Consider the following 26,377-nt stretch of genomic DNA (forward strand, 5'->3'; position numbering starts at 1 on the left):
GGCGTCCGTGACGGCCGCGCGGGACCTCGCCGCGAAGTCGGGCCTCGACGTCACCTACGTCCAGGCCAACGTGTACGACGCCGTGGCGGCGCTCGGGGGCCGGCGGTTCGACGTCGTCTACACCGGCAAGGGCGCCCTGTGCTATCTGCCCGACCTCGACCGGTGGGCGGATGTCGTGGCCAGGCTGCTGCGGCCGGGCGGGCGGTTGTACGTCGTGGAGTTTCACCCGCTGCTCAACGCGCTCGGCCCGACACCGGGTCCGGGTGAGGGACCGGAGCTGCTGCTGCGCCACGACTACCTGGGGGGCTCCGGACCGGTGCACCGGGATGCCACCTACACCTACACCGACGGCCCGGCCGTCCAGGGCGCCACGGACAGTTACGAGTGGATGCACGGGATAGGAGAGGTCGTGAACGCGTTGACGGATGCGGGAATGAGTGTCCGGCGACTGCGGGAGAGCGACGAGCTCCCCTGGCCGCGCTGGCCGCGGATGGTCCGTACGGAGTCTGGCTGGTGGCGGCTGCCCGAGCCGCGGATCCCGCTTTTGTACGGCATGCTGGCCGTTCGTTGAGCCTCCCAGTGACCTTCGGAAGGACTTCGGTGTGAGCTTCACCCGGACCGCTGCCCTCGCGGCCCTGCTCACCCCCCGCCACCGCCCACGCCTATGGCGGGTGGAGCCCGTGGTCGTGGCGCAGTAATCGCACGGACTCAAAGCCGCTGCTCCACGATCACGCGATCGTGTCGTACGACCCGGTCACGGGCCAGCCGCTCGGCACCGGCTACGACGACCATGCCGCGGCGGTCACCTCGTCGGCCGCCGAACTCCACCGCGCCGGGATCGGCCACCGGCTCGGCTTCCGAACCGAGATCGGGCACCGGCTCGCGGGCGGCTACGTCCAACGGGCGGACCTGGTGGTGCGGGCGCCGGAGGCCGGGGTGCCGGTGCTGCTGCTGGAGATCGACCGCCGCACCGAGGACGCGCACGACCTGGTGCACAAGCTGCGCCGGTACGGGGAGTGGGGCCGGCTGCTCCCGAAGGACGCGGACAGGCACACCGTGGACCTGGTCCGCTCCCGGCCGGACGCGATCGAGCACGTCGACCATGAGAAGCGGCTGTGGCGGCGGGTCTACCCGCCGACCGGCCGGGAGGGCCTGGTGCCACTCGCGTTCGTGTTCGCCGACACCACCAAGGCGAAGGTCGACAACACGGTCGCCGTGCTGGGGGAGGCCGGCCGCCGCTTCTGGGCTCCGCGCCGGTATGAGACCTACTACCAAGAGGTGATCACGGCGAAGGACTGCGGCCAGGTGGTGCCCGTCGTCTTCACCACCCTTGAGCAGTTGACGGAGCACGACGCGGATGCGGCGGTGTGGTGGCGGCTGGGACGGGAGGGCGAGCAGACGCTGACGGCCGCGCTCGACAGCCCCGACGGCTACGCTCTCTACCGCCGCCAGCGAAGCCCGCCGCCGAAACCGGCTGTCTCCAGGCCGCCATGCAGCCGCTCCTGGAGGAGAACCGCAGCCAGGAGCCGGGCAGGTCCCGCCGTGGCCTGTTCCGCCGCCGCGGCTGCCCCGCCCGGCGACGCCACCCGTCCCGCCGGACAAGGCGGCGCCGTGCGGGCAGTGGCCCGGTCAGGCCGGGGCGGCCTGCTTCGCCAGCGCGGCGAGCGGGGAGCGCCGGCCCTGCTCCATCGTGCGCAGCCTCTCCCAGTCGATCTCGGGGTGCGCGGGGACGACCGCGTCCACGGAGGCGGTGGCATAGAGCGCGTCGAGGGCCCCGGCTTGGGAGGTGCCGAAACGGACCTCGATCGACTGCGAGGTCAGTGAGAAGCTTTCTCTTGGCAAAAATATCTTCCTTCAGGGTTGGCGCCTTCATATACCAAGTTCTAGCTTGGCATCTATGAGTGATGTTGCAGACGATCAGGATCAACATGATCTGGCCCTGGCCGAGTCGTTGCGCTGGGCGGTGTCCCGGCTCGCGTCCCGGCTCCGGGCCGAGCAACCGGGCCGGAGCCGACCGCTGTCACGGCTGGCCGCATCGGTCCTGGCGAACCTGCGCCACAGCGGAGCGCTGACCCCGTCCGACCTGGCTGCCATCGAAGGGCTGCAGGCACAGTCACTGACCCGGGTGCTCAACGAACTGGAGGAGCAGGGCCGCATCCACCGTTCCCGCAGCGAGGTGGACGCCCGGCGCCAGAACATCGTGATCACCGAGGCAGGGCGGGAAGCGTTGCGTGCGCACGTCCGCGACGGCAACGCATGGCTGGCCGCGGCGCTCGCGCAGACGCTGTCGCCCGCCGAACGCGGCGTGCTGCAGATCGCCGCCGGTCTGCTCGAGCAGGTGGCGGCCGCCGAGGTGCCCCGCGGCCACCACGGGCCTGAAACGACGTCCGGACAGACACGGGGAGCGGCTGCCGCACTATGACTACGTCCTCCGCCGACAAGACATCCCGCGGTCCGCGCGGCCCCCGAACCGCCGCTGCCCGGCGCGCCCGATTACTGCTGGTCCTGGCAGGTCTGAGCGCTGCCAGCCCGCTGGCCACCGACATGTACGTGCCTGCTCTGCCGGACCTGGCGCGGTCGTTGGGCACCGACGCCGCCGGCGCACAGATGTCGCTGACCGGATTCCTGGCGGGCATCATCATCGGCCAGCTGCTGCTGGGCCCGCTCAGCGACGCGACCGGCCGCCGCCCCGTCCTCATCGCCGGATCACTGCTGTTCGCCGCGTTCTCCGCCGCGTGCGCGCTGGCGCCGACCGTGGAAGTGCTCAACGCGGCCCGAGTCGGACAGGGCATCACCGGAGCGGCCGGAATCGTCGTCTCCCGCGCGGTCGTCGCCGACCTCTTCGACGACCGCGAACTGCCCTCCGTCTTCTCCCGGCTCGGCGCGATCACCGCCACCGCCCCGGTCCTGGCCCCCCTGCTCGGCGGCGCCCTGCTGCTGGTGGTCTCCTGGCGCTACGTCTTCGCCGCCCTCGCCGTCACCGGCCTCTTCCTGGCCCTGGGCGTGCTGCGCTGGATTCCCGAATCCCACCCGCCTCAAGCGCGTCTGACCGGTGGGCTGTCCTCCAGCCTGCGCGCCATCGGCCGTGTTGCCGGCCGACGTGCTGTCATCATGCCCGCCCTGGCCCTCGCCTTCGGCGGAGCCGCCGTCTTCGCCTACATCGCGGGAACGACCTTCGTCTTCCAGGACATCTACCGCCTGTCCCCATCCCTGGCCAGCCTGGTCTACGGCGTGAACGCCATCGGCAACATGACCGGCAGCCTGGCCTACGGCAGACTGGCCGGGCGCAGCTCCCCGGAAACCCTGCTCATCGCCAGCGGCACCGTGGCCACGGCGGGAACAGCCGCCCTCCTCCTCATCCAGACGACCACTGGCAGCACCATGCTGCTGACCTGGCTGTGTCTGCTGACCGCCATCACCGCGTTCGGCGTCTTCTTTCCCGCCGTGATCACCATTGCGCAGAGCCGCGGCCGCGCTGCCCCCGGAGCCACCTCAGCCCTGCTGGGCGGAGGCCAGTTCCTCCTCGGCGCGGCAGCTTCACCCCTCGTCGGGCAATTCGGCACCCAAAGCCCCACCCCGATGGCAACCGTCATGACCAGCTGCCTCGCCGCTGCCACCCTCGCCGCGATCCTCACCAGAACAGCGACCTCCGAACCGCCTCAGCGGTCCGAGCACGGATAGCAAACAGGAACTGAGAGGTCGGTTTCACCTGGACTGATCGTGTATCCAGCGATTTTCAGGCCGTCGGGTTGTGGTGCTCGTGCTGCTGGAGATGCGGTTGATTCTTGCTGGTCGGATGGGGTGATGGGTGAGGCGGGAAGTGACCTGTGCCTGTCTCATCCCAGGACGCCCGGCCTTCGCGGACGCGTGCTTCCGTTGTTGTTGCTGTGCGCCTGGGCGCACTCGGTCCGTGGCGGTACGCCGGAAGCATGCCGACGCGACGCCCGTACCCGAGTGATCTGTCCGATGCCCGCTGGGAGTTGATCGAGCCGGTGCTCTCTGCCTGGCGGCTCGAGCGCCGCGGCAGGGCCCTGAACGGTGTAGGCGTGGGCGGACTCGCTGATCCCGAAACCTGCGGCGATCTGCGCCAACGTGATGTGCTCACGTAAGTACACGAGCGCCACCATCGCGCGTTGAGACGGGCGCGGCTTGCAGCGCCGGTCCCCCTCGCGGGTGACGATGAGCATGGTGACCCACTCCACGAGCGGATGCGGCACGTCGAGTGCGGCAGGATAGATGACCAACGAGGCCCTGGGCTGCTTGGTTGAGACGCCAGACATCTCCATCAACAACCCGGGGGCCTCGCAGCGCAAATTCAACGGGCTGTCCGGTGCCACCTGCGTGCAGCGGCTCGGCGCCGACCGGTGCGCGCCCGACGACCGGCCGGTGGTGGTCGGCCTGCTGCGCCGCGTGGTGGCCCGGCTGCGCCGACTGCACGTGCCCTGTGCCGGTCAGCGCGTGCTGACCTACGGGACCTCAGGCCCGGGCACGTCCTCTACCCCGAGGGCCGGCAGTTCCCGCTGGAGATCGCGCTGGAGTTCGCCGGCGGCGGGCGTCCGCACCATGAACTTCACGGTGGACAGCAGCTCGCCGGTGCGCGGGTGCCGGCGGTGAGTGAGGGCGGTGGGTGTCCGGCCGGGCTGGCGTAGACACGGATGCCGGTGCGGGTTTCCGAAGTGGTCTCCTCGGTGGGCCGCAGTCGGGAGGCACCGCACTGCGCATCAGCCGGCGGCGGCCTCGCTGTCGTAGCGGGCACGGTTCGCGGTGATCTCGTCGTGGTGGGTGCCCGCCCAGTCGATCAGGGCGGTGACCGCGTCGAGCAGTGTGCGGCCCAGGCCGGTCAGCGCGTACTCGACGCGTGGCGGGACCTCGGGGTAGGCGGTGCGGGTGACCAGGCCGTCGCGGCGCAGCTGGCGCAGGGTGTGGGTGAGCATGCGCTGGGAGATGCCGGGGATGGAGCGCTGGAGGTCGGTGTAGCGCAGGGGGCCGTTTTCCAGGGTGCCGATCACGAGCACGCTCCACTTGTCTCCGGCCCGCTCGACGATCTGCCGCATGGTCTCGCCGTGCTCGGCGGGCCAGCGGGCGCACGGCCCCGTCCGCTCCGGTACTCGATCGGCCGGGGATTCGGGGGCCATGGTGTGCCCGCCTTTCGTCTCTCTTACACGCGTGTGCCTTTTGCACGGGCTTCCATGGTGACGCAGGGTGGGGTCGCGTACCAAAGGTAAGAAACGGCCGGACGATGCCGTTTCGTCGTGCGTCTCCGAGCACCACCCCACCCATCGCAGGAGGAACAGCATGTTCATGCGTGCCGCGACCGTGTCCCGCTTCGGCGGACCCGAGGCAGTCGAGATTACGCAGGTTCCGGTACCGGACCCCGGCCCCGGGCAGGTGCGGGTCAAGGTGGGGGCGGCCGCGCTGAACCCCGTGGACGCGGCGATGCGGGCCGGCGTCTTCGGCGGCACCGGCGAGCGGATCGGCCTGGGCTGGGACGTCGCCGGCACCGTCGACAGCGTGGGCCCCGGGGTGCGCTGGTCCCCGGGCGACCGCGTCATCGGCCTGGCCACCGGGCATCACACCCCGCTGGGAACCCACGCCGAGTACGCCATCCTCCCCGCGGACGGGATCGCACCGGCCCCGGAGACCCTCGACGACACCCATGCCTCGGCACTCCCCCTCAACGCCCTCTCCGCCGCGCAGGCCCTGGACATGGCCGGCCTCCAGCCCGGGCAGAACCTGCTCGTCACCGGTGCGGCGGGCGGCGTCGGCGCGCACACCGTAGAACTCGCCCACCACCGCGGTCTGAAGGTCACCGCTCTCGCCTCCGCGCGCGACGAGCAGTTTCTGCGCTCCCGGGGCGCCGACCACTTCCTGCCCCGCGACGCGGCCCTCCCCTCGGCGGCCTTCGACGGTGCCGTCGATGCTGCGATGCTCGGCGGAGCGGCCCTCGCGCCGGTCCGCGACGGAGGCGCCTACGTCGGCGTGTGGCCCGGCCAGGAACCGGCGCCCGAGCGCGGCATCCGCGTCGACGCCCTGGACGTACGCGCCGACGGCACCAGGCTCGCCGAGCTGTCCCGACTGGCCGACCAGGGCATCGTGCTGGCCCGCGTCGCCGGGACCTTCCCTCTCGCGGACGCCGCCGCGGCCCACGCGCGCCTGACCGAGGGGGGCCTGCGCGGGCGACTCGTCATCGTGCCGTGAACCGCTCGCCCGCTGACGACGGCCCCGGCGGCACGGTGTACATGTGCCGCCGGGGCACCGACCGGTCACTCTGCCACCGCGCCATCGCCGTCGAGCAGGGCCTGAACACCGACGGGGCCGCCGCCTCCACCGAGACCGGGCCACCCGACCGGTTGGTGGAGCGCGGGAGCGAGGGGCTGTTTCAGCTCTGTACGGGGGCTTGTGCGGCTTCCGGCCGGCGACAGCCCCGTGCCGGTCGGGTTTGCGCGTCGGCCGGGGCCACCACGCTCCGTCGCCGTCACCGCGGCGGTGGAGCCGGGACGGGCAAGAAGTGCTCGCCGCACGCTGGGCGACGGCGACAGACGACCAGGATGGCCGGCGAGCCCGGCGTGCGGCTGCGCTGCTACCTCGACCTGCGCCAGGAGACCGTCCCACTTCGGCTCGGCGGCCCACCCGGGGGGCAGGGCAGGGCCGGGCTGTCCACGGCCACGGTCAGCATCGGTTCCGGCAGGGACCACGTCATGTCGTGATGCCTCCCACACCGCACCACCACAGGCGCGACGTGCAGGACTCGATCTTGCCCGGGTGCTTGCAGGCGCGGGCATTTTCGGTCTGTGGCGGTATTGGCCGTTGGTGTCGTTGCGGTGCTCTCCTGGGACGTCGTCACCCAGCCGTACGTATCGGAGTACGCCATGCTTGCCGCTCGTCTGCACACCTGGAACACCGCACCCGGCCTGGAGGAGATCGCGGATCCCCGGCTGCCAGGGGGTGGCGAGGTGACCGTGGAAGTCGAGGCCGCCGCCGTCACCCACCTGGACCTCACCGTCATGACCGGTACCTTCGCGCACCGGCCCGCGCTGCCGTTCACCCCCGGCACCGCGGGCGTCGGCACCGTCGTGGAGAGCGGCGCCGCGCTGCTGGGACGCCGGGTGCTGGTGCGTGGCGGAGGCATCGGGCTGGAGCGGCACGGCACCTGGGCCGAGCGTGTCGCGGTCCCGGTCGGCGCGATCCGCGAGGTCCCCCAGGAAGCGGACGCCGCGCTCGCCGCCACCTGTTACTCGCCGACGACCACCGCATGGGCCGCGGTAGAGGCGGTGGGCCGGGTCGAGAAGGGGGAGCGGGTGCTGGTCACCGGCGCGGCAGGCGCTGTCGGTTCGCTCTGTGTGCAGCTGGCCGCGCGGGCCGGCGCCCACGTGGTCGCGGTGGTCCGCGACGAAGGCGCGGTCGGTGCTGTGCCCGGCGCCGCGCATGAGGTCCTGGTCCGCCCGACCTCCGATGAGGCCGCGGAGAAGGGGGAGGTAGACATCCTGCTCGACACCGTAGGCGGAAACACCGTCCCGGACTTCCTCCAGGCCATGCGGCCCGGAGGGCGGGCCGTCCTGATCGGCTACGTGGCCGGCACCACCCTCCGGGTCGACCTGCCCGCGCTGATGGCCCGGGACATCGCCCTGCTGCCGATGAGCATGGTCCGCCGCCATGTCCCCGCCGAGGTCTTCGACCGGCTGCTTGGCGATCTGACCGACGGACGACTCGCCCTGCGCACCATGGCCCTGCCGTTCGAGCGGATCGCGGAGGCGGTCGAGACCCGCCGCAAGGGGGGAGGCCGGGGGACGCTTGCGGTGCTGATGTGAGGTGTTCGAGGGCGCCGGCACCGGGAGTGGGGCCGACTGCTGCCGCAGGCGCTTCCCGGCAGCCGCGGACAGAGGCCGCTCCCGACCTGCCACGACCAGGACGACGACGCGGCGGGCGCCCGATGAGCGGCACCTACACCGTGCTCCACGACCCGAAGGGCCTGATCGAGGCCGAACTCCCCAGGACCGTGCCCCGCACGGGGCACTCGTCACCGCCGTCCCCGCGTGGAAGGACCCGGATCTCGCACCCCGCGACTACGAGCGAATCGCCCTCCGACTTACCGGGCACACCCGCGCGGTCGCCGCTGACGTCCGACGCCTCGCGGCCGCCCTGCCCAAGAGCGACGGCCGCGGCCCCTTCGCCGAAGTCGTCCTCCGCGAAGCCGACGGCCGTCTGTCCGCCCCGCCCAAGGGCGCCCGCTGCGTCCAGAACCGCACCCGCCTCGTACAGACCCTCTACACCAGGCTGGACCGCCTCACCGACCCGCCACGGCCGCACCGTAGTTCGCCGGGGGAGCGTCCCAACATCCCAGGTCCTACACGCACACCAGTGCGATGCCGCAGCTCAAAATTCCCGGTCATCGCACCCCAGCGCGTGTAGGCCCTGGAAGCGGTACCGCTCCCCCCTGGCCCCGCGGGGCAAGCTCCCCGCCTGGCCGCGTGCGGATTTATCGGTGTGTCGCTGTCAGTGCCCGCTCGTACGCTGTTGGCCGGCGCAGGCGCGCCAAGCATGGAGGCGTTCATGGCACGGCAGCTGACGTATGAACAGCGGATCACTTTGATCAACAAGTGGAAGAACCCCCCGGGTGCTTCCGAACAGCTCCGGCTGGAGCGCGCTGAGCGCATGGTGAAACAGGCGGTGCTCCGACACGAGCCGTTCCAGGCACTCGACATCACGGTGGCGTCGAAGGGCTCGTACCCTAACAACACCAACGTCCGCGGTGACAGCGACGTCGACATCATGGTGAAGCTCAACGACCCCTTCCATACGGAGGGGCTGGCGGCTTGGTGGTTTGGGCAGCCGGCCCGTTACACGGGGCCGTGGACCCGGCAGAAGCTCCGCCAGGAGGTCGAGGACGCACTCACCAACCACTTCGGCTCGGTGGACACGGACCACAACCTCGCCTTGTACGTTCCGGAGGTTGTGGGCAGCCGTCCCAGCATCGACGTGGTGCCGTGCTTCAAGTGGGTGGCCTACGACACCACGGCTCCCGGCGGGGAGTACGTGGGCAGCGTCGTCTACGGGCGCGACGGCAAGCGTGTCATCAACTGGCCCGAGCTCCAGCTGGCCAACGGCCGCACGAAGAACACCGACACCAAGTACCGGTACAAGTTCGTGGTGCGGGTGCTGAAGAACGTCGAGAACGACCTCGCCTCCGAGGGTGTGATCAAGGCCCTTCCGTCGTACTTCTCCGAGTGCCTGATCTACAACGTCCCGGACGACGTCTTTCTCCGCGAGGGCAGCCTGGACGCTGTGGTCCGCGAGAGCCTGCGGGACGTCTACCGGCAGCTCACGGGAGCCTGGTTCGGCTATCAACGCATGGTGGAGCCGAACGGGATCAAGAAGGTGTTCGGCGAGGGCCAGAAGTGGACGGAGAAGGACGCGCGCGAGCTGATCGAGCGCGCGTGGTATTACCTCGACTACGAGAGCTGACGATGAACACCGCGACCACCATCCGCGCCGGCGCCACCATCGCCGCCACCCTCTACACAGTCGTCCTGGTCGTCCTGGGCTTGTACCCGTCCGAGTTCCGGTACCTGTTCGCGTACATCCCGGCTCTCGTGGGCTACGGCACCGTCGTGTTCGACAAGTGGGCCTGGCACTGGCCCGTCATCCACCGGTTCACCGGCCGTTCCTGGGTCACAGGCACCTGGCGGGTAGTGCTTGTCCCGAGCCCGGAGAGCCACATCCCGGAGGGAGGGAACCGCGGTCCGATCACCACGTACATGACGATCGAGCAGACCTTCTGGAGCCTGCACGCCACGCTCCGCACGAAGGAGAGCACCTCGCGGTCAAGCAACGCCACCATCAGCGCCCCCGAGAACTCGGGAACTGCCGAGATCGGATTCCTGTACGACAACACGCCCCGCGTGGAGCACCAGCATCGAAGCCCGCGGCACGAAGGGGCCTGCCGAATCGCGGTCACCGGTCTCCAGCCCAAGGCCGCGACCGGGCACTACTACACCAGCCGGTTCACCGCCGGCGACATGGACTTCACCCTGCTCGACCGATCCACCGACTACGGCACCTTCGCTGAAGCTCAGGCCGCCGACCCGGCGCACACCAGCAACTGGACGGCGACCCGTTCTACGTGAAGATCACCCGCTGAGAGAAAGGCCCGTTCATGGGGCTCCTGTCCGAGTACAGCGTCAACGGCGTTCCAGGCCGTCGCTTCATCGAGGTGTATGACGCCGACGCCTACCTCGACGACGCAGCCGCCATGGACGCCGCGCGTCGGCAGGTGGTGGCCGGCAACGGCTACCACCTGTACCTCTACAGCCTTCAGGCCCACATCCCCGCCCAGGTCGACATCCGCATCTGGGACGCACCGCCCCCTGCTCCGGGCGACGCCGAAGGCCACCTCGCCATCACCCTCGAGTCCGAAACAGGAGCCCTGGTCGTCAACCAGCTCAGCTACGGCCCCGCAGGAGACATGACCTTGCCCCGCCCAGGTGTGTACCGGGGAACCGCCTGGTGGACCGGCCGCCAGGCCATGGGCAGTTATCACGATGCGAAACTGCGCGATCTGGCCGCATTCGGGCCGGAAGCCCGCCTGCCGGACGACTGGCGGCACACCCCGCATACCGAACGGTACGTCCTCGACCTGGCTTGGGAAAGTGACCCGTCCCCGCTGGTCGTTGAAGACGACTGATGATCCTGCGAACGGAACCGCGGACGTCGCGGCATCCGATCTTCAGCCGGTGCGGTGGGAGCGGCGGAGCAGACGTGCCAGGAGCCAGATGAGCAGGCCGGCGCCGGTGAGGGCTGCGGCGGGCTTGGCGGCGCGCTTGGCGAGGACGGGGAGTACGGCGGCGCCCAGGTCCACGGCTTCGGGCTCGGACGGCGAGGACTCGGGAGGGGTGGAGGTGTGGGCCCCCGGCAGGGCGACGGTGCTCGCGTCGCCTCCTGGTTGGCGTGTGCTGAGGTATTCGGCGAGCTTGGCGGCGAACTGCTGGACGAGGCGGTCGGCGACGTCGGCGAGGATGCCGCGGCCGAACTGGGCGGGCCGGCCGGTGAGGTCGAGGTCGGTGCGGACGGTGACCTGGGTGCGGTCCCCGTCCGGCGTGAGCTGGGCGGTGACCTTGGCCGAGGCGGTTCCGGCTCCGCGGGTCTCGCTGCCGTTCAGGTCGAGGGTGACGGTGTGCCCGGCCTCGTTGCGGGTGACGGTGCCCTGGCCGCGGTAGCTCATCTGGACCGCGCCGACCTTGACCTTGATCCGGCCGGTGAAGCTGTCGTCCTCGACCGTGTCCAGGACGGCGCCGGGCATGCAGGGGGCGACGGCGCTGATGTCCTGGAAGAGCTTCCAGGTGTCGTCGAGCGGGACCGGGACGGTGAAGTGGTTCTCGAGTCGCATGGTGTTCCTCCCAGGGTGGTTCAGACGGTCGCTGCAGTGGTGGCGCCGGATGCCTCCCGCAGGAGGTCCCGGATGCGGTCGGGGGTGAGTGGGCCGCGCCGGACGACCACGCCGAACGGCGCGAGGGCGTCCTCGACGGCGTTGGCGATGGCGGCTTGCGGGGCGATGGCGCCTCCCTCTCCGAGGCCCTTGACCCCGAGTGCGTTGAGCGTGCTCGGGGTGGTGATCTCGGCCAGTCGCAGGTCGGGAATCTCAGCGGAGGTGGGGACGAGGTAGTCCATGTAGGTGGTGGTGACGGGCTGGCCGTCCGGGCCGTAGCGCATCTCCTCGTACAGGGCTCCGGCGATGCCTTGCGCGATGCCGCCGGCGACCTGCCCGTGTGCGATCACGGGGTTGACGATCCGTCCGGCGTCGTGGGTCACCGCGTAATTTTCGATGGTGACGTGCCCGGTGGCGGTGTCGACGTTCACCACGACGGCGCTGGCCCCGCTGGAGAAGGTGAAGCCGGGCGGGCGGAAGTAGGCGGTCTCGCTGAGCTCGCGGCCGTCGGCGACGAGCTGCGCCAGGCCGACGCAAACGCCGGATCCGGGGTGCTGGACGGTGCTCCCGTGAAGGGTCAGCTCTCCGGCGGGGACGCCGAGTCGGTCGGCCGCCGCGGCCAGGATGCGCTCGCGGAGCCGGAGCCCGGCCAGATGGGTGGCGTTGCCCGCGGTGACGAGGGCGCGTGAGGCGATGGTGCCCACCCCGTGCGGCACGGTGTCGGTGTCGCCGCCGACCACTTCGATGGCGGCGAAGGGGACGCCGATCGCGTCCGCGGCGATCTGGGCCATGCTGGTGCGGTGGCCCTGCCCCTGCGAGGGGGTGCCCAGGGCGATCCGTACCCGTCCGTCGGGCAGTACCGAGGCGCGGGCGGACTCGAACGGGCCGAGACCGGTGGCCTCCAGGTAGACTGCGAAGCCGACGCCGACCCGGTGGTCCGAGCCCGCCGCCGCGATCTCGGCCTGGCGCTTGCGCACCTCGGGTAGGCCGACCATCTCCACGGCCCGGCGCAGCAGCTCCGGGAAGTCGCCGGAGTCGTACTCCTGGGGGTTGCCGGCCCGGTCCAGCAACCCGGTGCGGTAGGGCAGCTCCCGGGGGGTGATCAGGTTGCGGGTGCGCAGCTCGGCCGGTTCCATGCCGAGTTTCCGGGCCAGCCGGTCCAGGGCCCGCTCCATGGCGAAGACGGCCTCCGGGCGGCCGGCGCCGCGGTAGGGGGAGGTGGGCGCGGTGTTGGTGAGGGCTGCGCGGACCCGTATGTCCACGTTCGGCACCCGGTAGGGGCCGAGCAGGTGGACGACCGAGTTGTAGGGCACGACCAGTCCGGTGAAGGTGCTCGCGCCGAAGTTGACCACGAAGTCGTCGCGCAGGCCGAGGAGCTTTCCGTCGGCGTCGGCGGCGAGCGCGATCCGGTGCACCTGCTCGCGGGCGTGAGAGGCCGCGACGAGGTTCTCGTTGCGGTCCTCACGCCACAGCACGGGCACGCCCAACTTCTGCGCAGCGTAGGGGATGAGGACCTCTTCGGTGTAGATGATGCCCTTCTGGCCGAAGCCGCCGCCGACGTCTGCCGCGATCACGTGCACGGCCTCGGCGGACAGCTGCAGTGACTGGGCGATGTGGTCGCGCAGCCGGTGCGGGGTCTGGGTGTTGGACCACACCGTCATGCGCCCGTCGTAGGCGCCCGGCGCGGCCTGCACGGCGCGGGTCTCGATGGGGGAGGCGACATAGCGGTGGGCGTGGAACTTCTCCTCGACCACCACGGCGGCGCCGACGAAGGCCGCGTCCGGGTCGCCGACCGAGGTGGCGGCCTCCAGAGCCAGGTTGTCTCCCCAGCTTTCCTCGATCAGCGGGGCACCGGGAAGCAGCGCCTCGTCCGGGTCGACCACCACCGGCAGGGGTGTGTAGTCGACCTCGATGGCTTCCATCGCATCCTCGGCGAGGTAACGGCTCTCCGCGATCACCATGGCCACCGGCTGGCCGCAGAAGGTGACGCGTCCGTCGGCGAGCACGGGGTAGGGCAGCTTGCGCACGAGCGGGTTCAGCGCCTGCGCGAGGGGTTCGGGGACCCGCAGCTCGGCCTCATTGACCACCGGCGGGAGTGCGGCGGTCTCGGCGGCGGTGTAGACGGCGCACACACCGGGCATGATGCGGGCGGCCTCCGCGTCGATCCGGGTGATCCTGGCGTGCGCGTGCGGACTGCGCAGGAAGGCCGCCTCCAGCGTGCCCGGGAGCCGGATGTCGTCGACATAGCGGCCGTGCCCGCGCAGCAGGCGTTCGTCCTCGACGCGCGGCAGGCCGCGACCGATCCAGGGACCGCCGGATGCTCCGCCGTACGGGGCGTCGGTGTGCGGGGTGTTCATTCCGCCTCCTGCGGGCCGAAGCTCTCGTCGAGCGCTTGGCGCACCGCGGCGCGGATGTTCTGGTAGCCGGTGCACCGGCACAGGTGGCCGCTGAGCTCGTCGGCCACCGTCTCCTCGTCCGGGCGTTCGGCGCGCTCGGTCAGGGCGGTGCAGGTCATCACGAAGCCGGGGGTACAGAAGCCGCACTGCATGCCGTGCTGCTCGTGGAAGGCGCGCTGCACGGGCCCGAGTGGCTCGCCGTCCTCGGCGAGACCCTCCACGGTGCGCACCTCGGCGCCGGCGGCCTGCACCGCGAGGGTGAGGCAGGAACGCACCGGGACGCCGTCCATCAGCACCGTACAGGCCCCGCAGACGCCGTGCTCACAGCCGACGTGCGTGCCCGTCAGGCCCAGGCGCTGCCGCAGGAAGTCGCTGAGCAGCAGCCGCGACTCGACCTCGGCGACCACCGACTCGCCGTTGACGGTGAGGTGGACCTCGTGCCAGGCCGTGGGCTCCGGCAGCGGTGGCTGCTCGGCCCGGCGACGGTCGGTGGGGGTGTTCATGCGGTGCGCTCCCATGCTTCCGTGAGGGTCCGTACGAGCAGGACCTCCGCCGCTTCCCGCCGCCACTGGGCGCTGGCGTGCAGGTCCCCGGGCGGGTCGAGGACGGCGCTCGCCGCCCGAGCCGCGTCCGCCATCGCCGCGTCGCCGAACTCCTGCCCGAGCAAAGCCTGTTCGGCCTCCGGCACACGTACTGGGGTGCTGCCGACACCGCAGTAGACGATGCGCGCGGAGTCGACCGCGGCGCCGTCGGCCCGCAGCAGGACGGCCAGGCCGGCGGCCGCGAAGTCGCCGCGACGCTGGGCGAGTTCACGGAAGGCCCAGCCCGTCCCGGCGGGAAGAGGCGGGATGACCGTCTCGGTGACGATCTCCTCCGGCTCCACGGCGGTGGCGAAGGTGCTGAGGAAGAAATCCCCGGCCTCGACGCTCCGCCAGCCGTCCATCCGGGCAACGGTGAACCGCGCGTCAAGGGCCAGTGCCGCCGCGGGAAGCTCGGCGGCCGGGTCATGGTGTACCAGGCTGCCGCAGACGGTGCCGCGGTTGCGGATCTGAGGGTGTCCGATCTGCTCGACGGCCGCCGCGAGCAGTGGCCATCCGGCGCGGACCGCAGGGTCGGCGGCCACCGCGGACTGCCGCACCGCGGCACCGATGTGCACTGCCCCGTCCGTGTCCACGCCCAGCCGGTTCAGCTCGGCGACGCGGGTGATGTCGACCAGCAGCTCGGGACGGGCCAGACGCATGTTGAGCATCGGAATCAGGGACTGGCCACCGGCCAGAACCTTGCTGTCCCGCTCGGGATCGGAGAGCAGCCGCAACGCCTCGGGCAGCGTCGTCGGGGCGATGTAGTCGAAGGGGCCCGGTTTCATTGCACCACCTGATCCTCCCGCCCGAGCCGGTCAGCCTTGGCGGAATTACTAAGGGCTAAAATATAAGGAGCCTTAGACAGGAGATGCCGTGAACGGCGATGCTGTCAACCCCTGACCTCTGATGTGGAGAGAGCCGACCGTGCGGGACGTTCCCGACGTCGGCGCTGCGACCTGGTGCTGCCGTTCACACCTCGGCCGAGGGTGATCGTCGCCGGCGCCACCGACTTCGCCGGGAACCCGGTGTCGGAACTTTCCTCGGCCGTCGAGTCCCGCTCCGCGAGGCCCTGGCGGCATTCACCGCCGACGCGAGCGCTCCCCTTACACCGACAAGGTGGCGGGAGGCCGGCCGCACCGGCACCCGAGAAAGCGGGCGTCGATCCCGTCCGGAACCGGCCCCCGCACCACGATCCGCATCCTCACCCAGACCGCCGCCCCGGCGGACGCCGTCGAGTTCGTCGCCGCCCGCCGGGGCGGCGACGGCATCCATCCCGGCACACCTCGGCACCGATCCATGAGGTCACGCCCGGACCGACGCAGGTCACAGCCGCTCCAGCAGCTCCCTGAGCTGCGCCACTTCCTCGGCGCTCAACGCGGAGAACTCCTCGGCAAGCACCCTGTGCACCGGGCCCTCACAACGCTCCACCAGTTCACGCCCGCGCGCGCTGAGCCGGTGCCGATAGATCCGCCCGTTGCCGTGCGTCCGCTCCACGAGCCCCTCGTCCACCAGTCGGCGCAGCATGGCACCCACCGACTGATCCGTCTGCGCGGTGCGCACCGCCACCTCATGCGAAGAGGCGTCCGGCTGCTCAGCGATGGCCAGCAGCACCACGTACTGCGACATGGAGGTGCCGCGCGGCGCCAGCGCCGCGTCGATCGCCTGGTGCTTGCGCTGGTGCACCTGACGCAGAAGCACCCCCGCCCGCCAGGCGTCACTCGTTCCCACATCGCTTTGCCGCATGACAGCACCCTAACCAGCCCCCACCCCGCCCGGATGTTAGGGTACCCTAAATAAGGCTCCTTATAGTCGCTGAGGTGATCCAACTGACCGGCCGAGCCCACCACAGTCTCCAGGCCCCGCCAAGGGGCCGATTCACGCTCCGCGGCGTGCTGGCCTTCAGTCCTGGCCCGTGGCTGTGGGGCCAGGCGCTGCTGGTGGCCGGTTCCGGCGCCGCAGTATTCGTCAGCGCGTACGAGACCGCGGGACTCACCGCCGGGCTGGCCGCCTTCATCGGCAGCTGGAATGTGATGCTGGAGCAGTGCACGCCCGGTGCGCACCGCCGACGGCTGGCCCCCGTCGCGGGCGTCGCCCTGGCCCTGGCGGCGATGGCCGGCTTCTCGCTCTCCGCCTGGCACGCTTCCCCTTGGGCAGTGATCGGCACGGGTGCGGCGCTCACCACCGCCTGCTACTACCTCTGCCTGACCCTCCGGGCCGCGCCACCAGGCGGGTTCCTCTACCTGCTCGCCTACACCTTGTGCAGTACGGTCCCGGTGACGGCCGGCCAACTGCCGTCCCTGCTCGGCTGGGTCACCATCGGAGCCAGCGTCGGCTTGCTGGTCACCATCGCCGAGACGCTGGCAGTGGGGCGAGCCGCCGAATACCGGGCGGTGGCGCGGGTCTACCACTCCCTCGCCGCGCTCATCGCGGCGGCCGGCGGCGCGGAGGCCGAAACGGCCCGCCATGCGGCGGTCACCGACCTGGACGCGGCCTGGGAGGCCGTCCGCCGCGGAGCCACCGACGCGCTGCGGCGCAGCGGAGAATGGCAGCGGCTGGTGAACCTGTGCCAGTACGCGGCTACCGCAGTGGCCGCCGCCGGAGCGCTGTCGCGCACCACACATCGCTCCACGCTGGACACCTGGCACGCCGCCGCCTCCGACACGGCGCACCGCTTGGCGCAGCAGGCCCGGCGCGGGCCACTGAGACCGGCACAGGCCCCGATCCAGGACGGCGGCCACCAGCCGGGGTCCCGGTACGGCACTCCGACCGACGCGGCAGCACGTCTGCACCAGGCACTCGCCGACGCCCGACGGTCCTTGGGCACCGCCCCACCTGCCGAGCACCACCCGATGGACAGTGGACGCTACCCCTCCCTGTGGGCAGCCCTGGGCGCTGGAGCCCGAGGGCACTCCTTCACCTGGCGCTACGCGACGCGAACCGGCGGCGCAGTACTGGCAGCCGGCGGGCTCGCCCACCTGACCGGGCTGCCCCGGCCCGACTGGGCCATGATCGCGGCTGGCTCGGTACTGCTCGCGCCCGGCAGCATCGGCACGGTCAACCGCGCGGTACAGCGCTGTCTGGGTACCCTGCTCGGGCTGGGCGCGACCGCCGCTGTGCTCGCTTGGCACCCCACCGGAACCATGGTGGTTCTGCTCGCCGCCGCCTTGGTCGGCTTCGCCCAGCCTTTCCTGGCCAAGAACTCGGCTCTCGCCATGGCTGTCCTCACTCCGGGCGTCCTGCCTCTGTCCTATCGCGGCTCCGGTGCCTACCTGCCCATGCTCGACGATCGACTGCTGACCACCGCCCTCGGCTGCGCGGTAGCCGTCCTGACCGCGCTCGCACTGTGGCGGCGGCCGAACTCCGTCCTGCTGCGCGGGCAACTGGCCGCATCCATCCGGGCCCTGACCACCGAGGTCTCCGGTCCGCATGCCGAGCGCATCCGGCGGCGCACCGTACTGGCCGCTGTGCAGAACACCGGCAGCACCTTTCGCCAGGCGCTCGATGACATCCGCCCCCCTCAGGCGGCACTCGCCCTGTGGCCCGCCTTCCTCGCCCTGCAAGAGCTCGGTTTCCAGCTGGCCGCCCAACCGCTGTCCACGACCGACCGGGCCCGTGCCGTCCACGCCCTGGACGCGCTCGCCGAGGCGGCGGCACGCGGAAGCGCGCCCCGGCCCGGCGACCTGCCCGCCGACTGGGCAACCCCGTATGCCCGGGACGCCTTCCGCCGGCTGCGCGCCGCGCTCGGCGACGGACTGCCGCTCCCCACCGACGAAAACCTGGTATACGGACAACTACGCAACCTCAACGGCAGCCCGTTGCCCCACACCCCGGTGACCCTGATAGATCCGGTCGGCGCTCAGGCGGACGTGGCCTACACCGACAGCCAGGGCCGCTACGTCCTCCGCCCCGCCCAAGCCGGCCGCCACCTGCTGGTCGCCACGGCCGACAGCACCACAACACCCACCGCGCACGTCGTCCTGGTTCCCGAACCCCGGAAACGAACGACCCTTGCCGGCCGTGAAAGGTGACACTGCCCACGGGCAGCTGCTTCGCGACACTCCGTCCGACCGATGCTCGTGCCTCCGGCGGTCACGGCCAGCCGTCCCACCAGCCGTTCACGCTGATCACCGGCCCACACGAGCGGGGCAACATAGCGCGGGATCGCCGGTTGGCCAAACCGGCGATCCCGCGCACCATAGGTAGTCCACCGCCACGCCCTGCCCGCACGTCGAGAGGCTCCTCTCACGACCGCAGACACGACACGTAGCGCAGCCCGCCACGAGGCCGGAGCAGCGGGCGATCACGCAGCCGCGTAGCTTGCCCAAAACAGGTCCTGCGCCCGCTCCACGTCTCTCGGCATACCGAGCTGCACCTCCAGATCACCCGTCCCGTGGTGACCGAGACCGGACACGTCCCGGATGAAGCCCGGAACAAGGTCGACGTCCTCCGGGTCGACCTTCAGGTAGACCAGCAGCTTGCTGCGCTGCGGCGGGTACAGGCAGGGGAAGTTCCGCAGCCGCTGATAGGCCCGGTAGGTCTCGCGCTCCACCCGGTTCACGCCGTCCCCGAGCCCGAGCAGGACCTCGTCGACCGCACCTGCCAACTCCACCATCGACGCGCCCTGGACATCGGCCGCCGCCCGGGCAGCCGCCCCGCACCGTGCCCGGCGGACCACCTGCACGCTGCCGCTCACGGAAGCCACGGTCTCAAGGCCGAGCAGGTCCCTGCCGAAGAGCCGGTAGCGGACCAGGTCGATGCTGCGCCGGTGCTCGCGCACGGCGTGCACGTCGTAGCGGGTGAAGTCCCCGGCGATACAGATCAGCCACGGGCTGCTCCAGAACACCTGGGCCGCGGCCGTAGCCCCGAGCCGGTCGCGGACCAGGTGCTCGAACTCCGCCCGGTGGTCCACGAGCCAGCTCAGGTAGAACAGCCCCTGGTTGATGACGCCGGCGTCGAGACCGCGCTTGTACTCCACCACGACGGGGGATCCGTTCTCGTCCAGCCGAGCGAGTCGATCCGGCCTCCGTGGACCGGCCCGGTGCTGTACTCGCTCGCCAGGAACCGGACGCCCAGCACCGTCTCCATGTGCGCCTCGACCATGCCCTGCACGTCTGCCTCGGTCTCGGCGAGACGCGGCGCGACCTCGATCGCGCCGCTCGTCGTCGTGTGGAACAGCTTCAGGCCCGACACCTTCCCCTCCTCGGCTCGGAGATCGTCAACGCCGGGCGGGCCTGGGATTGTTTCCGCGAAGGGCTTCGGCCCTGTGAAGATGGTGTGAGACCCTACGTCCGGGCCACCGGGACACACGCGTCCCACCGTTCCAGGAAGCTGGAAGATCCCACATACGTCCCACAGACCCCATGGGCAAGCACCTGGGATACTGCCTTTCCGCAGTCAGTCCCCGTAGCTCAATGGATAGAGCAGGCACCTTCTAAGACCGTGTCCTACGTGGTGAGGCGGACGTTGGCTCGGTATGGGGCGGGGAACGTGGAGCTGGATCGTGCCGGATGGCTTGTGGGAGATCGCCAAGCCGCTGATTCCGGTGCAACGGACGCGGCCACAGGGCGGGGGAACGCAGAACGCGCCTGATGAGACGGTGTTCGCGGCCATCGTCTACGTGCTGGTCAGCGGGTGCGCCTGGCGGTCGCTGCCGCCCTGCTTCGGGGTATCGAAGTCGACCGTCCACCGCCGGTTCCTGATCTGGTCGAGGGCTGGCGTATGGGGCCGGCTCCACGAAGCCGTGCTGCACCGCCTGGATGACGCCGGGCTCCTGGACGTCTCCCGCGTCATCCTCGACACCGCCCACGTCAGGGCCAAAAAGGGGGCGGACACACAGGTCCGAGCCCCGTGGACCGGGGCAAGCCGGGTTCCAAGATGCACATCCTGTCGGACGCGAACGGCCTGCCCCTCCTTGTCGGCGTCTCCGCCGGCAACGTCCACGACAGCGAAGGACTGAAGCCGATGGTGGAGGGGCACCAAACGAGACACGACCCCCACCGCGGCCGCCACTTCAAGCCCCAGCGCCTCCACGTCGACAAAGCCTACGACCGGGCCGACCTACGCAGATGGCTGCGAGGCAAGCGGATCGGCGTACGGATCGCCCGCAAAGACATCGAGTCCAGCGAGAGATTGGGGCGCCGTCGATGGGTCATCGGGCGGACGATGTCGTGGCTGTCCGGCTACCGCCGCCTCAGCCCCCGCTACGAACGCGATCCCCGCAACTACCTGGGATTCCTCGGTCTTGCCGCCGCCCTCTGCTGCTACAAGCGACTCGTCCGCCTCACCACGTAGGACACGGTCTAAGCCGCATGCGCACCCGCCGGATGCGGCAGAGGGGCCACTGACGAGTCAGGCCGAGTCGGCTCTCCTGCCGGTAGCCGTCTGCCGATCCCGGTGTGTTCCAGCCGTCTGTACGCGATACGGGCTTCTCCGCGTTCAACCCTTTGGCCGTCCCGGTCCTGTAGTGGGCACAAGCGCGGTGGCGAGTGCCCCGCATGCGAGTGAGGAGCAGGGCAGCATGACGGTTGAGCTGATGGGAATTCTGGCACCCACCGTGGTTGCCGCCATTGGTCTGGTGGTCCGGTGCCGTCACGGGAGCTCCAGCCACTGGGATGTTCTCCACGAGCTGGCCCGTGGCCGGGCCCGTATGGGACTGGAGCGGGAACGCCGGGCAACACTGCGGGTGTTCCTTGACCGGATGCCTGACAGCACGCCGGCGATGAGGGAAGGCGACCGGCCAGGCGGGGCAGGTGCGGGCACCGGGTCAGGGGGAGGAAGTGGACACTCGTGACGACGTTTTCGAACGGTTCTTCGCCCGCTGGGAGCCTCAGGTGCGCAGATATCTTATCTGGCTCGAGGGCGACGCATCCGTGATCGACGACGCCGCTCAGGAGACCATGATCAGTGCCCATCGGTACTGGACGACAGTCTGCGGCCTCGAAAATCCCCGCGCCTGGCTGTTCAAGGTCGCGGGCCAACGCCTTAGTGACGCGCAGGAGGCGCGTCGTAGACTCGGCTTAAGTACGGATCCGCATCTGCTCCCCGACGATTCGCGATTCGTGAGGCCCAGGGATCAGTTCGCAGTATGCGATGCCCGTACGGACATTTTGGAATCGGTACGCAAGCTTCCCACGCAGCAGGCCAGGGCTGTCGCGCTCCAGGCGCAGTACGACCTGCCACTTGATGAGATCGCCGCCATCATGGGCATCTCGACCGGGTCGGTGAAGACTCATCTGCACCACGCTCGCAAAGCACTGAGAGTGCTGCTCGGCGAGGACGAGGGAGGTTGATCCATGGGTATCGACGACCGACTCCGTGATGCTGCGCGTGCAGTCGACGAGATGTGGAGCGACCCCGAGGGCGTCGCCGCGCGCTGCGAGCAAATGAGGGAGAGGCTCAGCAGTTCCCAGTACTCGTCGGGCGACTCAGCCCCTTCCTCGAGCCGTGCCACGCTTCTGATCGCCACCTGCCGTCATGCCCTAGCGCAGAGCCCGTCGACAGAGAACATTCTGACGGAGGCGCTGGAGGCGCAAGCGCTTGTCCAGGCAATCGGTGCGGCGCTGGCGGCCACCGGCCCGGCTAACCTGCGAAGCGGGGCACGGGGTCTTGCCGAGGCCGGGAGCAGAGGATGTGGCGCCATCGACCGGGATGCGGCCGTGTGGGCGACCCGCGTACCGAGGGCTGCGATGCTAACCGGGGTCTCGGACCTTGCGCGCACTCTGGAAGCATTGGCTGGACTGCTCGGTGACGTCGGCATCGCACTCGTCGAAGTTGCGACGAGGGTCATTGACGACGAATCCGTCTACTGGCGATGTGTTGAGGCCATCGATGCGGCCGATGAGTCTTCCGACCTTGTGCGCGGGCTGTTGCGCAGGCTTGTGGACCTGGACCGTGAGTCGCTGGCGTCGGGAGCTGGCGGAAGTTGAGCTCCGCGAGTGACGAGGCGGGAGAGGCGCACGTATCCGCCGACCCGAAGTCCCGCTCACCGCCGAGGAGATCGAGCTACGCGAACGGCTCCAGGCCCAGCCCCACCCGAACGCCGAGCTGCGATAGACCCACCCACGACCTGCATCGATCCCGTGATCACCAGCTTAGCGTTAACCGCTGTACCGCTGTTCCCCGAGGCCAGCCTTGGTGGTCAGGGCTGGATTCAATCCGGCCCCACCAGGTTAGGGTGCTGGTTCACTCAACGAAGGGAGCCGACGTGCCCGACAGGCCACGGCTGGAGGAAGCCCTCGGCTTGTTGCGGGCCGAGCTGGTGACGGGGCAGTCGGAGATGACCGAGTGGACCACTCGGAGTGCATGGCTCGCCTTCACGCGTTTCGGGCGGAGGCGCTTTGGCACGGCGCCCACGCCCGACTCCGACGGCTTGCTCTTTCAATACGGCGCGTACGCCTTCAGCGGGCGACCAATGTTCACGGTGGATCTCACGCGGCAGTTCGGCGTCTCTGACGCCGGCGGCGAGCACGACCATTACGTGCAGGTTCACTGCGAACTCCGCTACGAGCCCGAACCAGATCTGGATGCCTTGGGCAGCTTCGACTCCTGGTTCTTCCACGACGCAGATGCGGATCTCGATGAGTGGTTCGCCGCTATGGAGGAGCATCCCGCGCTGCTACTGGGTCGCAGGCCCTCCGAGATCGACCTGTATGAGGAGCCGGTGTAGCTGTTCCTGCGGTGCGAGGTCACAGGCTTCGTCATGCGAGCAGGACACGCTTGCGCAGGAGGTCGAATCCGGCGCGGCCGAACATTTGGCGCGCTCGAGCATCTTGATCCGGTTGACGTGGCCTTCGACGACGCCGGAGTTCCAGGGCAGGGTCAGTCCGGCGGTGACGGCGTCGATGTCGCGGTCGATGCCGGCGGCGAGGGTGTGGAGGCTGGGCAGGTCGTCCTGCGTGCAGGTAGGCACGAACGCGTTGGTAGCTGCCCTTGTAACCGAGGGGCACGATCTCCTCCCACAGTTTCCACGCGTTGGTGAAGCCCTCGTTCCAGCGGTCGTCCAGGTAGGGCTTGTAGTCATCAAGTACCGAGGGCCGGTTCTGCCACTGGCCGGTGAACAGGTCCTCCGGCTTCGCGGCGTCGGCGAACCGCTTAACGGTGTGCCAGGCCATGCCGAGCTGCCGCTGCACCGAACGCAAGCTGTGTCCTGCCTCCAGGAGTGCGTGAACGGCAGCGTGCCGGGCTCTGGTGCGGTCGGCGAACAGGTGTCCGGTCGGCCATGGTGAACCGGACGGTTCTTCCTCCGGAGCGGGTTCGGGCTCGGGTTCGCGAGCGGCCGGGACAAGGGCTCGCAGGCAGCGGCGGTGCTGGGCGACGGTCCGTTCTGCCGCCTCGCTCAGGTTGTGCCAGAGGTGCCACCGGTCCGCGACCTGGATGGCCCGCGGGGCGCCGGCGGAGGCGCCTTCGGCGAAGAATGGCGCCCGATCGCGGCAGACGACCTCGATGCCCGGCCGGTCGGCGAGCCAGGCCGCCAGGCTGGACGCCTCCCGGTCCGGCAGCAGGTCGATGGGGCGGCGGGTTCGACTACCCGACGGTGCAGCAGTTCACCAAGGCGAACGTCGGCATCACCAAGGCCCGGGCGGCGGCGCAGACGCAGCTCGACGTGATCAAGCAGCAGGCCCAGATCGCGGGCACGGCGGACACCAGCACCGGCCAGTTCCTGAACGCCGCCTACGCCATCGCCGACCGCGATGGCGCACCCCGCGGCCGGGCACTGCTGGTCGGACAGCAGAAGGCGCAGGTCACCAAGGCGTCTGCCGCCGCGCTGAACGCGATTCTGGCCGGTGCCCTCAAGGCGGGCACTCCCGTGACCTACTCGGTCCCCTACCACCCTGACTATTGGAAGTCGGCGAAGAATCTGCTGGCCGAGTACATCGCGAAGGCCCGCGGCGGGCGTGCGATGCGCTCTCTGACGGGTGAACAGCAGACCGAGGAACGAGGTGCACATGACTGAACCGGGATTCGACCTCCCTCCCAAGGCTCCGCCGGAAATCATCGCCGAGCGCCACGAACTGGCCGACGAGGTATGCCGGCACCTGACCTGGGCCGGTCTCCCTGCTTACCGGGCCGACCTCGACGGTGGCACGGACGGAAGACCGGGAGCCGCAGTGCACATCGAGCCGTTCGTCGAAGGCGGCGTGTTCGTTGACTGGGAGACAGACAAGAAGTTGAGCTCCCCGGCACTCGATCTGTTCGCGCGAGGAATCGACTTCGAAAACCCACCTCCAGCAGTCCGGCACTATGAAGACGTGCTCAGCGTTATGCAAGCTGCCTTGATGGGTATCCTCGCTTCGGCCGGATTCCAGGTCGAGGAGCCGGACGGGCACGCGCACGGGGCGATGGTTCACGTAAGCCGTCTCCGGAAGCCCTGATTGGCTGAAGCCCGCAGAGCCCTCGTCGCGTAGGCGATATTTTGCGCGGTCGCATCTACGTCAGCCCCGGTTGGCACACCGAGCTGGGGCTGATGGCTGCCCACTGATGCAGGCCGAAGGGCAGACCCGCGTCGACAGCACGTGCGGTCGACGGCGCCGACGCTGGACCGTTCCGCTGGGCCCGCTGGCTGTCCAGCAGGTGTTGGTGGGCCTGATGCGCCGCCGTGCCGAGGGGAGCGCTGAGGCGGGTCAGCGTGTCAACTGGCGTGATCGATCTGGAGAGAATTGTGAGCTACGACGTGTTTATGCACCGATTCAAAGAAGGCGAATCGGCGCCCCTGGAAATGAATGTTCCCCAGGAGGTATTGAGTCCATACGTGACAGCTCAACACCCGGACACTGGTCTTCTTCAGATCGCAGCGAACGACGACGGAGGGGAGGCGGACGTGTACGTCAAAGGCGACAGCAGCATTACGATCAATCATTTCGGGAGACATGTGATCATGAACGTAATCTCCGAGATACTGCGAAGGCTCGGAGCTGTTCTCTGGGACCGCTTCCTGGCCGGCACCTTCGGCGACGACGCCGAAGGCCAGGAAATGATCAGCTTCCTGCACCTGCTGCTGGGTTACTCCATCACCGGCGACGTCGGCGCCCAGGTCCTGCCGTTCCTGCACGGCGAGGGCAAGAACGGCAAGAGCGTCCTGCTCGACACCATGATCCAAATCCTCGGGGACTACGCCGACGCGGCCCCGCCCGGCTTCCTGATGGACCGCGGCTCCTACAACGAGCACTCCACTGAACTCACCGAACTGCACGGCCGCCGCCTGGTGGTATGCAGCGAACTGAAACCCAACGACAAGTTCGACGAGGCCCGCGTCCGCCTCCTCACCGGCGGCGACAAGATCAAGGCCCGCCGGATGCGGCAGGACTACTTCTCCTTCAGCCCCACCCACCACCTGTGGCTGCTGGGCAACCACCGCCCCGAGGTCTCCACCGGCGGCTTCGCCTTCTGGCGACGGATCCGCCTGATCCCCTTCACCCGCACCGTCCCCGCCGAGCGGCGCATCGACAACCTCGCCTTCGAACTCGTCCGCGACGAAGGCCCCGGCATCCTGCAGTGGCTCATCGAAGGCGCCCGCCGCTACCTCACCACCCGCGACCCCCTCGAAGGCCCGGACCGGGTCCGGATGGCGACCACCGCCTACGCCACCACCGAGGACCACATCGGCCGCTTCCTCGCCGAATGCTGCACCCGCAACCCCGACGCGGCCGCCGAACTCCGCGTCGAACAGGGCCTGCTCTACAACGAGTACACCGCCTGGTGCCACTCCGGTGAAGGCATCCGCCCCGCCACCGCCCGCGCGTTCGCCACCCGGGTCCGCCAGGACCTCGGCCTCAGCTCACCCTCCGACATGATCCAATCCAACGGCCGCAAGTACTACCCCGGCCTGGCCCTGGTCAGTGACGCATGATCCACTACCCTCACCGCCCCGCCGGGCCCTGCCCGCCGGCCGATGCCCGAACTACTATGAATCGCCGACCCCGCCCAACGGGGCCGGCATCCGGCTCCACCGCCACGCGGTGCAGCGAGCACCACACCACACA

Annotated in this window: 24 protein-coding genes and 7 pseudogenes; 18 read left to right on the forward strand and 13 right to left on the reverse strand. The window is 69.9% G+C overall.

Translation table 11 applies throughout. From position 1 onward, the window contains the following. The coding region (locus tag AB0L74_RS31755) for a class I SAM-dependent methyltransferase (RefSeq protein WP_365660100.1) at window positions 1-571 on the forward strand (571 nt) is incomplete at its 5' end. A 137-nt stretch (window positions 572-708) separates the two neighbouring features. Here AB0L74_RS31755 and AB0L74_RS31760 read toward each other — a convergent pair. Both AB0L74_RS31760 and AB0L74_RS31765 read right to left on the reverse strand, forming a co-directional pair. Then, the gene (locus AB0L74_RS31760; RefSeq protein ID WP_365660103.1) at window positions 709-996 is read right to left on the reverse strand and encodes a hypothetical protein; all 288 of its coding nucleotides are present in this window, start codon (window positions 994-996) and stop codon (window positions 709-711) included. A 633-nt stretch (window positions 997-1,629) separates the two neighbouring features. After that, window positions 1,630-1,812 (reverse strand): annotated as a pseudogene (locus AB0L74_RS31765) (hypothetical protein); the annotation flags it as partial. Window positions 1,813-1,897: 85 nt separating this feature from the next. Here AB0L74_RS31765 and AB0L74_RS31770 point away from each other — a divergent pair. After that, window positions 1,898-2,422 (forward strand): MarR family transcriptional regulator, encoded by a 525-nt coding sequence (locus AB0L74_RS31770; protein WP_365660105.1) that lies wholly within the window; start codon window positions 1,898-1,900, stop codon window positions 2,420-2,422. Further along, window positions 2,419-3,681 (forward strand): Bcr/CflA family efflux MFS transporter, encoded by a 1,263-nt coding sequence (locus AB0L74_RS31775; RefSeq protein ID WP_365660108.1) that lies wholly within the window; start codon window positions 2,419-2,421, stop codon window positions 3,679-3,681. The genes AB0L74_RS31770 and AB0L74_RS31775 overlap by 4 nt, the downstream gene beginning before the upstream one ends. A 356-nt stretch (window positions 3,682-4,037) precedes the next feature. Here AB0L74_RS31775 and AB0L74_RS31780 read toward each other — a convergent pair. The 3 genes and pseudogenes from AB0L74_RS31780 to AB0L74_RS31790 form a co-directional block, all read right to left on the reverse strand. Beyond that, window positions 4,038-4,244 (reverse strand): annotated as a pseudogene (locus AB0L74_RS31780) (transposase family protein); the annotation flags it as partial. Window positions 4,245-4,511: 267 nt separating this feature from the next. Beyond that, window positions 4,512-4,607 (reverse strand): annotated as a pseudogene (locus AB0L74_RS31785) (recombinase family protein); the annotation flags it as partial. 114 nt (window positions 4,608-4,721) lie between these two features. Next, window positions 4,722-5,135 carry a helix-turn-helix domain-containing protein gene (locus tag AB0L74_RS31790; protein WP_365660111.1) on the reverse strand — a complete coding sequence of 138 codons (414 nt, stop codon included), beginning with the start codon at window positions 5,133-5,135 and terminating at the stop codon, window positions 4,722-4,724. A 160-nt stretch (window positions 5,136-5,295) separates the two neighbouring features. On the opposite strand from AB0L74_RS31790, the gene AB0L74_RS31795 reads away from it, so the two are divergent. The 7 genes and pseudogenes from AB0L74_RS31795 (at window position 5,296) to AB0L74_RS31825 (ending at window position 10,681) form a co-directional block, all read left to right on the forward strand. Further along, window positions 5,296-6,198 carry an NADP-dependent oxidoreductase gene (locus AB0L74_RS31795; RefSeq protein WP_365660114.1) on the forward strand — a complete coding sequence of 301 codons (903 nt, stop codon included), beginning with the start codon at window positions 5,296-5,298 and terminating at the stop codon, window positions 6,196-6,198. A 350-nt stretch (window positions 6,199-6,548) separates the two neighbouring features. Beyond that, window positions 6,549-6,707, forward strand: a complete 159-nt coding sequence (locus AB0L74_RS31800; RefSeq protein ID WP_365660117.1) for a DUF6207 family protein — start codon at window positions 6,549-6,551, stop codon at window positions 6,705-6,707. Between the two features lie 114 nt (window positions 6,708-6,821). Next, a complete protein-coding gene (locus AB0L74_RS31805) occupies window positions 6,822-7,808 on the forward strand; it encodes a zinc-binding alcohol dehydrogenase family protein (protein WP_365660120.1) in 987 nt (328 codons plus the stop codon). Between the two features lie 122 nt (window positions 7,809-7,930). Then, window positions 7,931-8,409 (forward strand): annotated as a pseudogene (locus AB0L74_RS31810) (DUF6415 family natural product biosynthesis protein). Between the two features lie 141 nt (window positions 8,410-8,550). Beyond that, window positions 8,551-9,462, forward strand: coding sequence for a nucleotidyltransferase (locus AB0L74_RS31815; RefSeq protein WP_365660123.1), 912 nt, complete (start codon window positions 8,551-8,553; stop codon window positions 9,460-9,462). 2 nt (window positions 9,463-9,464) lie between these two features. After that, window positions 9,465-10,124 carry a hypothetical protein gene (locus tag AB0L74_RS31820; protein ID WP_365660126.1) on the forward strand — a complete coding sequence of 220 codons (660 nt, stop codon included), beginning with the start codon at window positions 9,465-9,467 and terminating at the stop codon, window positions 10,122-10,124. Between the two features lie 29 nt (window positions 10,125-10,153). Further along, window positions 10,154-10,681 (forward strand): hypothetical protein, encoded by a 528-nt coding sequence (locus tag AB0L74_RS31825; RefSeq protein WP_365660129.1) that lies wholly within the window; start codon window positions 10,154-10,156, stop codon window positions 10,679-10,681. Between the two features lie 42 nt (window positions 10,682-10,723). Here AB0L74_RS31825 and AB0L74_RS31830 read toward each other — a convergent pair whose 3' ends face one another. The 5 genes from AB0L74_RS31830 to AB0L74_RS31850 all read right to left on the reverse strand — a co-directional run bounded on the left by AB0L74_RS31830 (window position 10,724) and on the right by AB0L74_RS31850 (window position 16,142). Continuing rightward, complete coding sequence (locus AB0L74_RS31830; RefSeq protein ID WP_365660131.1) at window positions 10,724-11,383, reverse strand: SRPBCC family protein; 660 nt, start codon at window positions 11,381-11,383, stop codon at window positions 10,724-10,726. A 20-nt stretch (window positions 11,384-11,403) separates the two neighbouring features. Then, the gene (locus AB0L74_RS31835) at window positions 11,404-13,779 is read right to left on the reverse strand and encodes a xanthine dehydrogenase family protein molybdopterin-binding subunit (RefSeq protein WP_365660133.1); all 2,376 of its coding nucleotides are present in this window, start codon (window positions 13,777-13,779) and stop codon (window positions 11,404-11,406) included. Beyond that, window positions 13,776-14,321, reverse strand: coding sequence for a (2Fe-2S)-binding protein (locus AB0L74_RS31840; RefSeq protein ID WP_365660136.1), 546 nt, complete (start codon window positions 14,319-14,321; stop codon window positions 13,776-13,778). Before AB0L74_RS31840 ends, AB0L74_RS31835 begins: the two co-directional genes overlap by 4 nt. Next, a complete protein-coding gene (locus AB0L74_RS31845) occupies window positions 14,318-15,184 on the reverse strand; it encodes an FAD binding domain-containing protein (protein ID WP_365660138.1) in 867 nt (288 codons plus the stop codon). Before AB0L74_RS31845 ends, AB0L74_RS31840 begins: the two co-directional genes overlap by 4 nt. Before the next feature lie 538 nt (window positions 15,185-15,722). After that, window positions 15,723-16,142: a MarR family transcriptional regulator gene (locus AB0L74_RS31850; RefSeq protein ID WP_365660139.1), complete on the reverse strand. Its 420-nt coding sequence runs from the start codon at window positions 16,140-16,142 to the stop codon at window positions 15,723-15,725. 146 nt (window positions 16,143-16,288) lie between these two features. Here AB0L74_RS31850 and AB0L74_RS31855 point away from each other — a divergent pair, with 146 nt between their 5' ends. Continuing rightward, window positions 16,289-18,427: an FUSC family protein gene (locus AB0L74_RS31855; RefSeq protein ID WP_365660142.1), complete on the forward strand. Its 2,139-nt coding sequence runs from the start codon at window positions 16,289-16,291 to the stop codon at window positions 18,425-18,427. A gap of 272 nt (window positions 18,428-18,699) precedes the next feature. Here the strand turns inward: AB0L74_RS31855 and AB0L74_RS31860 are convergent. Further along, window positions 18,700-19,589 (reverse strand): annotated as a pseudogene (locus AB0L74_RS31860) (transporter). Between the two features lie 283 nt (window positions 19,590-19,872). On the opposite strand from AB0L74_RS31860, the gene AB0L74_RS31865 reads away from it, so the two are divergent. The 4 genes from AB0L74_RS31865 (at window position 19,873) to AB0L74_RS31880 (ending at window position 23,064) form a co-directional block, all read left to right on the forward strand. Next, a protein-coding gene (locus AB0L74_RS31865) for an IS5 family transposase (protein ID WP_365660144.1) occupies window positions 19,873-20,690 on the forward strand; the annotation gives its coding sequence in 2 pieces (ribosomal slippage) (window positions 19,873-20,227 and window positions 20,227-20,690; 819 coding nt in all). Window positions 20,691-21,175: 485 nt separating this feature from the next. After that, the gene (locus AB0L74_RS31870) at window positions 21,176-21,688 is read left to right on the forward strand and encodes a sigma-70 family RNA polymerase sigma factor (protein ID WP_365660147.1); all 513 of its coding nucleotides are present in this window, start codon (window positions 21,176-21,178) and stop codon (window positions 21,686-21,688) included. A 3-nt stretch (window positions 21,689-21,691) separates the two neighbouring features. Continuing rightward, window positions 21,692-22,324, forward strand: a complete 633-nt coding sequence (locus AB0L74_RS31875; RefSeq protein ID WP_365660149.1) for a DUF6099 family protein — start codon at window positions 21,692-21,694, stop codon at window positions 22,322-22,324. A gap of 278 nt (window positions 22,325-22,602) precedes the next feature. Then, window positions 22,603-23,064 carry a hypothetical protein gene (locus AB0L74_RS31880; RefSeq protein WP_365660151.1) on the forward strand — a complete coding sequence of 154 codons (462 nt, stop codon included), beginning with the start codon at window positions 22,603-22,605 and terminating at the stop codon, window positions 23,062-23,064. Here the strand turns inward: AB0L74_RS31880 and AB0L74_RS31885 are convergent. Both AB0L74_RS31885 and AB0L74_RS31890 read right to left on the reverse strand, forming a co-directional pair. Further along, a complete protein-coding gene (locus AB0L74_RS31885) occupies window positions 23,014-23,307 on the reverse strand; it encodes a hypothetical protein (RefSeq protein ID WP_365660153.1) in 294 nt (97 codons plus the stop codon). The two genes, AB0L74_RS31880 and AB0L74_RS31885, sit on opposite strands and share 51 nt — an antisense overlap. Before the next feature lie 295 nt (window positions 23,308-23,602). Next, a pseudogene (locus tag AB0L74_RS31890) lies at window positions 23,603-23,905 on the reverse strand (transposase); the annotation flags it as partial. A gap of 26 nt (window positions 23,906-23,931) precedes the next feature. Here AB0L74_RS31890 and AB0L74_RS31895 point away from each other — a divergent pair. The 3 genes and pseudogenes from AB0L74_RS31895 to AB0L74_RS31905 all read left to right on the forward strand — a co-directional run. Beyond that, a complete protein-coding gene (locus AB0L74_RS31895; RefSeq protein ID WP_365660155.1) occupies window positions 23,932-24,351 on the forward strand; it encodes a hypothetical protein in 420 nt (139 codons plus the stop codon). Continuing rightward, entirely contained in the window at window positions 24,344-24,769 is a 426-nt protein-coding gene (locus AB0L74_RS31900) for a hypothetical protein (RefSeq protein WP_365660158.1), read from the forward strand. The genes AB0L74_RS31895 and AB0L74_RS31900 overlap by 8 nt, the downstream gene beginning before the upstream one ends. Before the next feature lie 554 nt (window positions 24,770-25,323). Continuing rightward, window positions 25,324-26,244: pseudogene (locus AB0L74_RS31905) on the forward strand (phage/plasmid primase, P4 family); the annotation flags it as partial. Window positions 26,245-26,377 lie beyond the last annotated feature (133 nt).

Origin of the sequence: Streptomyces sp. NPDC052020 (genome assembly GCF_040680575.1) — a bacterium.
Lineage (GTDB): Bacteria > Actinomycetota > Actinomycetes > Streptomycetales > Streptomycetaceae > Streptomyces.

Bases quoted from the DNA above. Each gene is read 5' to 3' on its own strand.
- AB0L74_RS31770 (WP_365660105.1), top strand. From the start codon at position 1,898: ATGAGTGATGTTGCAGACGATCAGGATCAACATGATCTGGCCCTGGCC.
- AB0L74_RS31775 (WP_365660108.1), top strand. From the start codon at position 2,419: ATGACTACGTCCTCCGCCGACAAGACATCCCGCGGTCCGCGCGGCCCC.
- AB0L74_RS31790 (WP_365660111.1), bottom strand. From the start codon at position 5,135: ATGGCCCCCGAATCCCCGGCCGATCGAGTACCGGAGCGGACGGGGCCG.
- AB0L74_RS31795 (WP_365660114.1), top strand. From the start codon at position 5,296: ATGTTCATGCGTGCCGCGACCGTGTCCCGCTTCGGCGGACCCGAGGCA.
- AB0L74_RS31800 (WP_365660117.1), top strand. From the start codon at position 6,549: ATGGCCGGCGAGCCCGGCGTGCGGCTGCGCTGCTACCTCGACCTGCGC.
- AB0L74_RS31815 (WP_365660123.1), top strand. From the start codon at position 8,551: ATGGCACGGCAGCTGACGTATGAACAGCGGATCACTTTGATCAACAAG.
- AB0L74_RS31820 (WP_365660126.1), top strand. From the start codon at position 9,465: ATGAACACCGCGACCACCATCCGCGCCGGCGCCACCATCGCCGCCACC.
- AB0L74_RS31825 (WP_365660129.1), top strand. From the start codon at position 10,154: ATGGGGCTCCTGTCCGAGTACAGCGTCAACGGCGTTCCAGGCCGTCGC.
- AB0L74_RS31830 (WP_365660131.1), bottom strand. From the start codon at position 11,383: ATGCGACTCGAGAACCACTTCACCGTCCCGGTCCCGCTCGACGACACC.
- AB0L74_RS31835 (WP_365660133.1), bottom strand. From the start codon at position 13,779: ATGAACACCCCGCACACCGACGCCCCGTACGGCGGAGCATCCGGCGGT.
- AB0L74_RS31840 (WP_365660136.1), bottom strand. From the start codon at position 14,321: ATGAACACCCCCACCGACCGTCGCCGGGCCGAGCAGCCACCGCTGCCG.
- AB0L74_RS31845 (WP_365660138.1), bottom strand. From the start codon at position 15,184: ATGAAACCGGGCCCCTTCGACTACATCGCCCCGACGACGCTGCCCGAG.
- AB0L74_RS31850 (WP_365660139.1), bottom strand. From the start codon at position 16,142: ATGCGGCAAAGCGATGTGGGAACGAGTGACGCCTGGCGGGCGGGGGTG.
- AB0L74_RS31875 (WP_365660149.1), top strand. From the start codon at position 21,692: ATGGGTATCGACGACCGACTCCGTGATGCTGCGCGTGCAGTCGACGAG.
- AB0L74_RS31900 (WP_365660158.1), top strand. From the start codon at position 24,344: ATGACTGAACCGGGATTCGACCTCCCTCCCAAGGCTCCGCCGGAAATC.